This is a genomic window from Gordonia sp. UBA5067, assembly GCF_002414845.1.
Lineage (GTDB): Bacteria > Actinomycetota > Actinomycetes > Mycobacteriales > Mycobacteriaceae > Gordonia > Gordonia defluvii.
Genome location: NZ_DIAX01000002.1, coordinates 82724 through 91232, shown reverse-complemented (window position 1 = coordinate 91232; position 8509 = coordinate 82724). Strand labels below are relative to the sequence as shown.

At 67.4% G+C, this 8509-nt stretch carries 8 protein-coding genes and 1 pseudogene; 6 read left to right on the top strand and 3 right to left on the bottom strand.

Annotated elements, in window-relative coordinates; all coding sequences use genetic code 11:
* The 6 genes from B4M62_RS00575 to B4M62_RS00550 form a co-directional block, all read left to right on the top strand.
* On the top strand, positions 1-810 hold an 810-nt coding region (locus B4M62_RS00575), incomplete at its 5' end, for a FumA C-terminus/TtdB family hydratase beta subunit (RefSeq protein WP_290703611.1).
* 143 nt (positions 811-953) lie between these two features.
* Entirely contained in the window at positions 954-2354 is a 1401-nt protein-coding gene (locus tag B4M62_RS00570) for a class II fumarate hydratase (RefSeq protein WP_290703609.1), read from the top strand.
* A gap of 51 nt (positions 2355-2405) precedes the next feature.
* Positions 2406-3260: a patatin-like phospholipase family protein gene (locus B4M62_RS00565; RefSeq protein ID WP_290703607.1), complete on the top strand. Its 855-nt coding sequence runs from the start codon at positions 2406-2408 to the stop codon at positions 3258-3260.
* A gap of 53 nt (positions 3261-3313) precedes the next feature.
* A complete protein-coding gene (locus tag B4M62_RS00560) occupies positions 3314-4006 on the top strand; it encodes a PIG-L deacetylase family protein (protein WP_290703605.1) in 693 nt (230 codons plus the stop codon).
* A 59-nt stretch (positions 4007-4065) separates the two neighbouring features.
* The gene (locus B4M62_RS00555; protein WP_290703603.1) at positions 4066-4416 is read left to right on the top strand and encodes a VOC family protein; all 351 of its coding nucleotides are present in this window, start codon (positions 4066-4068) and stop codon (positions 4414-4416) included.
* 131 nt (positions 4417-4547) lie between these two features.
* Positions 4548-5405 carry a L,D-transpeptidase family protein gene (locus B4M62_RS00550; RefSeq protein WP_290703601.1) on the top strand — a complete coding sequence of 286 codons (858 nt, stop codon included), beginning with the start codon at positions 4548-4550 and terminating at the stop codon, positions 5403-5405.
* Positions 5406-5471: 66 nt separating this feature from the next.
* Here the strand turns inward: B4M62_RS00550 and B4M62_RS00545 are convergent, their stop codons facing one another.
* The 3 genes and pseudogenes from B4M62_RS00545 to B4M62_RS00535 form a co-directional block, all read right to left on the bottom strand.
* Positions 5472-6761, bottom strand: coding sequence for a PhoH family protein (locus B4M62_RS00545; RefSeq protein ID WP_290703599.1), 1290 nt, complete (start codon positions 6759-6761; stop codon positions 5472-5474).
* A 356-nt stretch (positions 6762-7117) separates the two neighbouring features.
* Positions 7118-7987, bottom strand: a complete 870-nt coding sequence (locus tag B4M62_RS00540) for an acyl-ACP desaturase (RefSeq protein ID WP_290703597.1) — start codon at positions 7985-7987, stop codon at positions 7118-7120.
* 20 nt (positions 7988-8007) lie between these two features.
* A pseudogene (locus tag B4M62_RS00535) lies at positions 8008-8509 on the bottom strand (serine hydroxymethyltransferase); the annotation flags it as partial.

Sequence of the window (8509 nt, the reverse complement as noted above, 5' to 3'; positions counted from 1 at the left end):
GGCGGCAAGTACTTCTGCCACGACGTCCGGGTCATCCGCCTGCCGCGCCACGGCGCATCCTGTCCGGTGGCGATCGCGGTGTCCTGTTCCGCTGACCGCCAGGCCCTGGGCAAGATCACCGCCGACGGGGTGTTCCTCGAGCAACTCGAGACCGACCCGGCGCAGTACATGCCCGAAGCCGGGGTCGCCGAGGACATCGAGGGCGGCGAGGTCGTTTCCATCGACCTGAACCGGCCGATGGCCGAGATCCTCGCCGAGCTGTCCAAGTACCCGGTCAAGACACGACTGTCGCTGACCGGCCCCCTCGTCGTCGCCCGCGACATCGCCCACGCCAAGATCGCCGAGCGTCTCGACGCCGGTGAACCGATGCCCGATTATCTGAAGAACCATCCGGTCTACTACGCCGGGCCGGCCAAGACTCCGGCGGGCATGGCGTCGGGGTCGTTCGGCCCCACCACCGCCGGGCGGATGGACTCCTACGTCGACCAGTTCCAGGCCGCGGGCGGCTCCCTGGTCATGCTCGCCAAGGGCAACCGGTCCAAAAAGGTCACCGATGCGTGCGACGCCCACGGCGGCTTCTACCTGGGGTCGATCGGCGGTCCGGCGGCGCGCCTGGCACTGGACTGCATCAAGAGCCAAGAGGTCATCGAGTACCCCGAGCTCGGCATGGAGGCAATCTGGAAGATCGAGGTGCAGGACTTCCCCGCCTTCATCGTCGTCGACGACAAGGGCAACGACTTCTTCACCGACCCTTCCGGCACGGTCGACGTGCCGATCAGCGGCATCAGGATCCGCTCCAAGGAGCGCTGAGTCTTCACCCCGATCCACAAACTCATATCGGGCATCGACACATCAGCGCGGCCTCTCCTGAGGCATCCCTTCCTCCGACGCCGGAGGGCCTGACATCCCGAGTACGGTGAGAATATAGGGCGACCTGACTACGGAGGATCCCGATGACCGAGCAGGAATACCGCATCGAACACGACACCATGGGCGAGGTCAAGGTGCCCGTCGACGCACTATGGCGAGCACAGACCCAGCGCGCAGTAGAAAACTTCCCGATCAGCCACCGCCCCCTCGAGCGCACCCAGATCCGCGCACTCGGCCTCCTCAAAGCCGCCTGCGCGCAGGTCAACAAGGACCTCGGCCTACTCGATGCCGAGCGGGCCGACGCCATCATCGCCGCAGCCGCCGAGATCGCCGCCGGCAACCACGACGACCAGTTCCCCATCGACGTGTTCCAGACCGGGTCGGGTACCAGCTCCAATATGAACGCCAACGAGGTGATCGCCTCGATCGCCAAGCGCCGTGGCGTCGAGGTCCACCCCAACGACCACGTCAACATGTCGCAGTCCTCCAACGACACCTTCCCCACCGCAACTCATGTCGCGGCGACCGAAGCGGTAGTCACCGATCTGGTCCCGGCACTGCAGCACCTCCACACCGCACTCGCCGCGAAGGCCGACGATTGGCGTGAGGTGGTCAAGAGTGGCCGCACCCACCTGATGGACGCGGTGCCCGTCACGCTCGGCCAGGAGTTCGGCGGCTACGCCCGCCAGGTTCAGGCCGGCATCGAGCGCGTGCAATCGACGCTGCCCCGCCTCGGCGAACTACCGATCGGCGGCACCGCGGTCGGTACCGGGCTCAACGCCCCGGACGCCTTTGGCACCAAGGTTGTCGCCGAACTGGTCAAACTCACCGGCGTGGACGCTCTGCGCCTGGCCACCGACAACTTCGAAGCACAGGCCGCCCGCGACGGCCTCGTCGAGCTGTCCGGCCAGCTCAAGACGATCGCCGTCTCCCTCACCAAGATCGCCAACGACATCCGCTGGATGGGGTCTGGCCCGCTCACCGGACTGGGCGAGCTCGCCCTCCCCGACCTGCAGCCCGGCAGTTCGATCATGCCCGGCAAGGTGAACCCGGTCCTGCCCGAGGCGGTCACCCAGGTCGCGGCGCAGGTCATCGGCAACGACACCGCCGTCACCTGGGGCGGCGGCAACGGCGCCTTCGAGCTGAACGTCTACATCCCGATGATGGCGCGCAACGTGCTCGAGTCGATCACCCTGCTGGCCAACGTCTCACGGCTGTTCGCCGACCGGTGCGTCAGCGGGCTGGTGGCACACACCGAACGCCTGCGCACCCTGGCGCAAAGCTCACCGTCGATCGTCACCCCGCTCAACAGCGCCATCGGCTACGAGGAGGCCGCTGCCGTCGCGAAACAGGCACTCCGGGAGGGCACGACGATCCGGCAGACCGTGATCGACCGGGGACTGATCGGCGCGAACTTGACCGAGACGGAGTTGGACGATCGCCTCGACGTGCTCAAAATGGCAAATCTGGACCGCGAGCGCTGACCACATCCGCGAAGCGCCATCGCGGCCTAATCTGGAAGCGGAGGTGCGACGATGACAACCGCGTTTGTCCTCTCCGGTGGCGCGAATCTGGGTGCGATGCAGGTGGGGATGCTTCGCGCTCTCGTCGACCGGGGCATTGCGCCCGACGCACTGGTCGGGACCTCGGCGGGTGCGCTCAACGCCGCCTACATCGCCAACCGGGGCGCCACCCCCGAGGTCGTCGAGGAGCTCGGTGACGTCTGGCACTCCCTGAGCGCATGGAAACTGTTCCGTCCACACGCCCGCCAGTTGATCGGCGCCCTCGCCGGTCTGCAGCCGGCCCTGTTCAGTTCCCGGGGGTTGCGCACGCTTATTCGCAAACACCTGGATTTCGACCGGATCGAGACCACCCGCACCCCGCTGACCGTCGTGGCCACCGACTTGTTGACCGGGGATCAGGTCGACATCGACACCGGGCCGGCCGCCGACGCCATCCTGGCCAGTAGTGCGATTACCGGCCTCTACCCCGCCGTCGAACTCGGCGGGCGCCTGCTCGTCGACGGCGGTGTCGCCGACAACACCCCAGTCTCCTCGGCAGTCGAGTCCGGTGCCGACATCATCTACGTGCTGCCCTGCGGCTATCCGTGCGCCCTGGCCGCGCCGCCGACGACCGTGGCCGGCACCCTCCTGCACACAATGTCGCTGCTGGTCCAGAAGCGCCTCGTCCGTGACATCCGCGAGTACACCGGCAAGGCCGACCTGCGGGTCCTGCCGACGCCGTGTCCGCTGACCATCGGGGCGCTGGACTTCTCCCGTGCCGACGAGCTCATCGAGCGCGGATACGAGGCGGCCGGCAGGTTCCTCGACATCGACGGTGGCCGCCGCGTCGCGCCGGGCGCCCACATCGACCTGCACGTGCATGCCTGACCGATTGGGCCACCGCCAAGCAGCGGCCCGCTGCGGTCGCTAGCCTGGGCGTCATGGCAACACTCGCCGCCTTTCCCGACGACTGGCAGACTGCACTCGTCCTCGTCGCCCATCCCGACGATCCGGAATACGGTATGGCTGCCGCTGTGCACCGCTGGACGAAGGAGGGCCGGCGCGTCGTCTACGCACTGGCGACCAGCGGCGAGGCGGGAATCGAAGGCATGCCACCCGAGCGGTGCGGTCCGGTCCGCGAGGGCGAGCAGCGGGCGTCGGCCGCCGTGGTCGGCGTCGCCGAGGTGGAGTTCTGGGGCTTTCCCGACAGCGAGGTGTGCAACACCGCCGAGTTGCGCGCCGCAGTCGCCGAAACGATCAGCCGAATCGCGCCGCACGTCGTTCTCGCCACCTACGGCGGTCCAGAATGGGCGCCGGGGTACCCCAACCAGCGCGACCACATGGAGTTCGCGGCCGCCGTCCGCGAGGCCTACGACGGGCTCGGGGACCTGCAGCCGCGCTGGTTGTTCGAGAACGGTCCGCAGGCCACCCACGCGGTGGCGGTGGGTGACGCAGATATCGACGCCGCCGTTCGATCGCTGGCCGAGCACCGCGAGTACCTGAGCGTCCTTGACCCGAATACCCCGGTCGGCAAACAGGCCCACGACCAGGTGGCGATGACGACGCCATCGCGCGCAGACTTCGGCGGTCACCGCGCGGTCGGCTTCGAGGTGGTCCGAACTCGGGACGCATAGCCCTATCGGGACCCGGCAACGCTGATTAGCGTGGAGTGCATCCGACAAAGGAGGCGCGCATGAGCGACCACGAAGTGAAGATGATCATCCTGTCCACCGATGACCTGGACTCCTCGATCAAGTTTTACGAAGACTTGGGGATGGGATTGAAGTTCCGCGACGGAGCGCATTTCGCCGCGCTCGACGGCGGTCCGGTCACCCTCGCGCTGGCCACATCCGTCGACCACCCGATCCACGGACAAGTCGTCGTCGGCATCAAGACCGCCGATGTCGACGCCGCCGCCAAGGCCATCGAAGCGGCCGGCGGCGGAATCATCAAGGGCCCGTATGACGACGCCCATGAGCGCCGCGCGGTGGTCTACGACAACCAGGGCAACGGGCTGGTGTTCTACAGCCCGTTGCAGCGCTAGCGTTTGGCCGGCGAGCGAAAGTGGCCCTTGACCGGATCCATGCCGCACCGTGATCCTCATGTGACTCAAACAGTGAATCAGGCTGGCACACTGAAATGGTGCTGAAGTTACTGCAGAGAAATTTGAGACTAGTGGGACTGGCGGCCGCGGCTACCGCGGCGGTGCTGGTGGTCCCGGCAGTGGCGAACGCTGCCCCGGGAACCCCCAACAGCGGAAACGGTTCAGTGGACCAGACGCTGAACAGCCTCCTCGATGCGCTCGCCGGCGGCGGTAAGCCCACGCCGAGCGCCACGGCGACGACGCAACTCCTCGTCGCGACCGGCAAGGACGCGTCGGACACCACCGGCACCCTGACCGGCTACGAGCGCGCGGGTACCGGCGATTGGAAGATCGTCATCGAGCCGGTCAAGGCGTTTTTCGGATCCCAGGGCCAGGGCGAACCGAAAGACAACGTCCCGCGCACGCCCAGTGGCACGTTCGCGCTGGACCAGGCCTTCGGGCGCAAGGCGAACCCGGGCACCAAAATGCCCTACCGCCAGGTCACCGCAAAGGACTGGTGGGACTCGGACATGAAGTCCCCCACCTACAACACGCTGGTCACCAAGGACCACAAACCAAGCGCTGATGCCGAGAACCTGTACAACATGGGCCCGGTCTACGATTACGCCGTCAACATCGCCCACAACGCCGCCCGCACCCCGGGCAAGGCATCGGCGATCTTCCTGCACGTCACCAACAACCAGCCGACCGAGGGCTGCGTCGGGGTCCCCGAGGCCACGATGGTCAAGATCCTCACCTGGCTCGATCCGGCCAAGTCGCCGAAGATCACCATCGGCGTCAACGCCCAGGCGCCGACCGGCGACGCCGCCGGGGCCGAACCACCGGAGCAGAAGAACTCGCCCAACGGCGGGGTCGGCATCCTCGGCGGCATCGCCGAGTCGCTGCTGAATCTGATTCCGAAAGCCCTCGGGACCATCACCCAGAGCTGACCGGGAGTCAACCAGAACGGGCCAAACCCACCGCGGTTTGGCCCGTTCTGCTTGCTCGCGCCCGGTCTAGTTGAACTCCTCCAGCATCTCGGTGACCAGCGCCGCGATCGGCGAGCGCTCCGAGCGTGTGAGTGTGACGTGCGCGAAGAGCGGGTGGCCTTTGAGTTTCTCGATCACCGCGGCCACCCCGTCGTGGCGTCCGACGCGCAGGTTGTCGCGCTGCGCCACGTCGTGGGTCAGCACCACCCGCGACCCCGACCCGAGCCGCGACAGCACCGTCAGCAGCACGTTGCGCTCCAACGACTGCGCCTCGTCGACGATGACGAACGAGTCGTGCAGCGAGCGACCGCGAATGTGGGTCAGCGGCAGCACCTCGAGCATGCCCCGCGCGGCCACTTCGTCGATCACCTCCGTCGACGCGAGGCCCTCGAGCGTGTCGAACACCGCTTGCGCCCACGGCCCCATCTTCTCCGCCTCGCTGCCGGGCAGATAGCCGAGTTGCTGGCCGCCGACGGCATAGAGCGGCCGGAAGACAACGACCTTCCGCTGGGTGCGGCGCTCGAGCACTGCTTCGAGCCCGGCACACAGGGCGAGTGCCGACTTGCCGGTGCCGGCCTTGCCGCCCAGCGACACGATGCCGACGCTGTCGTCGAGCAGCAGGTCCAGCGCCACGCGCTGCTCGGCCGAGCGCCCGTGCAGACCGAACGCTTCCCGATCCCCGCGGACCAACTGCACCCGCTTGTCGGCATTGACCCGCCCCAGCGCACTCGATCGGCCACTGATCAGCCGGATCCCGGTGTGGCAGGGCATGCCCCGGGCATCGTCAATATCGACGACACCCTCGTCGAACAACTCATCGATCTGTGCCGAATCCACCTCCAGCTCGGCCATTCCCGTCCAGCCCGAGACCACCACGTCCTGGGCGTGGTACTCGTCGGCGGCCAGGCCTACCGCACCGGCCTTGACCCGCAACGGCGTGTCCTTGGTGACGAGGGTGACGTCCTTGCCCTCCGCACGCAGGTTCAGCGCGCAGGCCAGGATGCGCGAGTCGTTGTCGGCGGTGCGGAAGCCGCTCGGCAGGACGGCGGGATCGGTGTGGTTGAGCTCGACCTGCAGGGTGCCGCCGCACTCCCCGATCGGAATCGGCCTATCGAGCCGCCCATATTCGCTGCGCAGGTCGTCGAGGAGGCGCAACGCCTCCCGGGCGAACCAGCCCAGCTCGTGATGATGGCGTTTGCCCTCCAGCTCACTGATCACCACCAGCGGCAGGACCACATGATGCTCATCGAAACGCGTCACGGCTTTCGGGTCGGAGAGCAGCACGGAGGTGTCGAGGACATAGGTACGAGTAGTCACGTGGACTCCTACGTCGGTGCGGCACCCGCTCCGACTGGGTGTTTCAGGTGACCGGTCGGTCCGTGCCGTGCGGCCGGGCTAGCCGCGCGAGCCGAGGACCGGGGCCGGTCCCCTCGTGTCGTTAGACTCCACGAATTTCGGACCTCCCGGATGAACCACTTCCCCTGCGGTCCATCGAACTCGACGCTACGCCGCGCGGGCAACGATCACCGGTGGCGCGCCGATCCCCCGATGAACATTGCGCAACGCCCGCGCAAACCCACCGAACGCACAACACCCCACACCTTTTGGTGTGGGGTGTTGGGCCGGTACCACCGCTCACCCACCGCGGTCCGCGGTGGGTCGAGCTCGCCCGGTTAAGCGCTGGCAGCCAGGGCGAGGATGCGCTCCTTGCCGGCCTGTGCCTCGTCGGACAGACCGTCGACGCTGTTCAGGTTGATCGCGCCGACGATGGCCTGGGCAATCGCGGCACGCGACTGCGGTCCCTCATAGCCCGCGATCAGCTTGCGCTGCTCGTCGAAGTCGGCGACGTCGGCGCCGATGGTGTCAATGTGCTCCAGCGCCCAGTCGATTCCCTCGACGGTCGCATTCTGGTCGGCGACAATCCCGGCGCTCAGGAAACCCAGGAAATAGCGCGCCTGCGCCTCATCGTCGGCGGCGATCTTGGCGAGGATCTGCGTCAGGACGTCGTCGTCGACCGCGCCGCGCATCGCCGCGATGAAACCGGCGGTCTGCAACTCGTGCACCGCGAGGAGTGCGAGGACGCGCATCGGCGTCAACGACTCGACATCCTTATCGTGCTGGCGGTAGCCGGCGACGACGTGGATGCGGCGACGGTTCTCGGCATCCACCGGATCGACAGATCGGGTGACGACCAGGTAATCGCGCAGCACAATCGCGTGCCGATTGTCCTCCGCGGTCCATGCGCCGACGAGGGCGCGCCAGTCGGAGAAGGCGGGGAAGAACATCGCCAGAATCCGGTGATACGACGGCAGGTTGTCCTTCAGCAGGAGCAGCGCGATCAGCGCGGCTTTGACCTCGTCGGACATGGTGCTGTCCGCCGGGTCCCAATCCTTGCCGCCGAGGAAGGCGAAGTTCCGACCGAGGTCCCACGGCACCCAGTCATGCGGGTTCCACGGGGACGCCTCTGCCTGATGCTCCTCCGACAGCTCGGGGAGGGCCTTTTCCAGTGCGATGACGAGATCGTCGGTATCCAGGATGCTCACAGTCGAACAGGATACCCGCTCTAGACCCGGCTCATGAGGCCCCACCGCTCAAGACCCTCGTAAAGCGGGAAGTCGAGGGCAAGCGACGCCACCCGCGCGCGCAGGGCGGACACGTCGGCGGCCGCCCCGGCGGCCAGTGCCGTCGCGATGATGTCGGCGACCTCCGCGAATTGCTCGTCACCGAAACCGCGGGTGGCCAGGGCCGGGGTGCCGATCCGCAGCCCCGACGTGACCATCGGGGGCCGCGGGTCGAAGGGCACCGCATTGCGGTTGACGGTGATGCCGACCTCGTGGAGCAGGTCTTCGGCCTGCTGACCGTCGAGCGTGCTGTTGCGCAGGTCGGCGAGCACCAGGTGGACATCGGTGCCACCGGTCAGGACCGAAACCCCGGAATCGGCGACGTCGGACCCGGTGAGGCGTTCGGCCAGGATCCGCGCTCCCGCCAGCGTGCGCTCCTGGCGGGCCTTGAACTCCTGCCCACCGGCGATCTTGAGCGCGACGGCCTTGGCGGCGATCACGTGC

What these genes read in the sequence shown, in the direction of transcription:
- B4M62_RS00565 (WP_290703607.1), top strand. Translation starts at nt 2,406, where the DNA reads ATGACAACCGCGTTTGTCCTCTCCGGTGGCGCGAATCTGGGTGCGATG.
- B4M62_RS00555 (WP_290703603.1), top strand. Translation starts at nt 4,066, where the DNA reads ATGAGCGACCACGAAGTGAAGATGATCATCCTGTCCACCGATGACCTG.
- B4M62_RS00570 (WP_290703609.1), top strand. Translation starts at nt 954, where the DNA reads ATGACCGAGCAGGAATACCGCATCGAACACGACACCATGGGCGAGGTC.
- B4M62_RS00560 (WP_290703605.1), top strand. Translation starts at nt 3,314, where the DNA reads ATGGCAACACTCGCCGCCTTTCCCGACGACTGGCAGACTGCACTCGTC.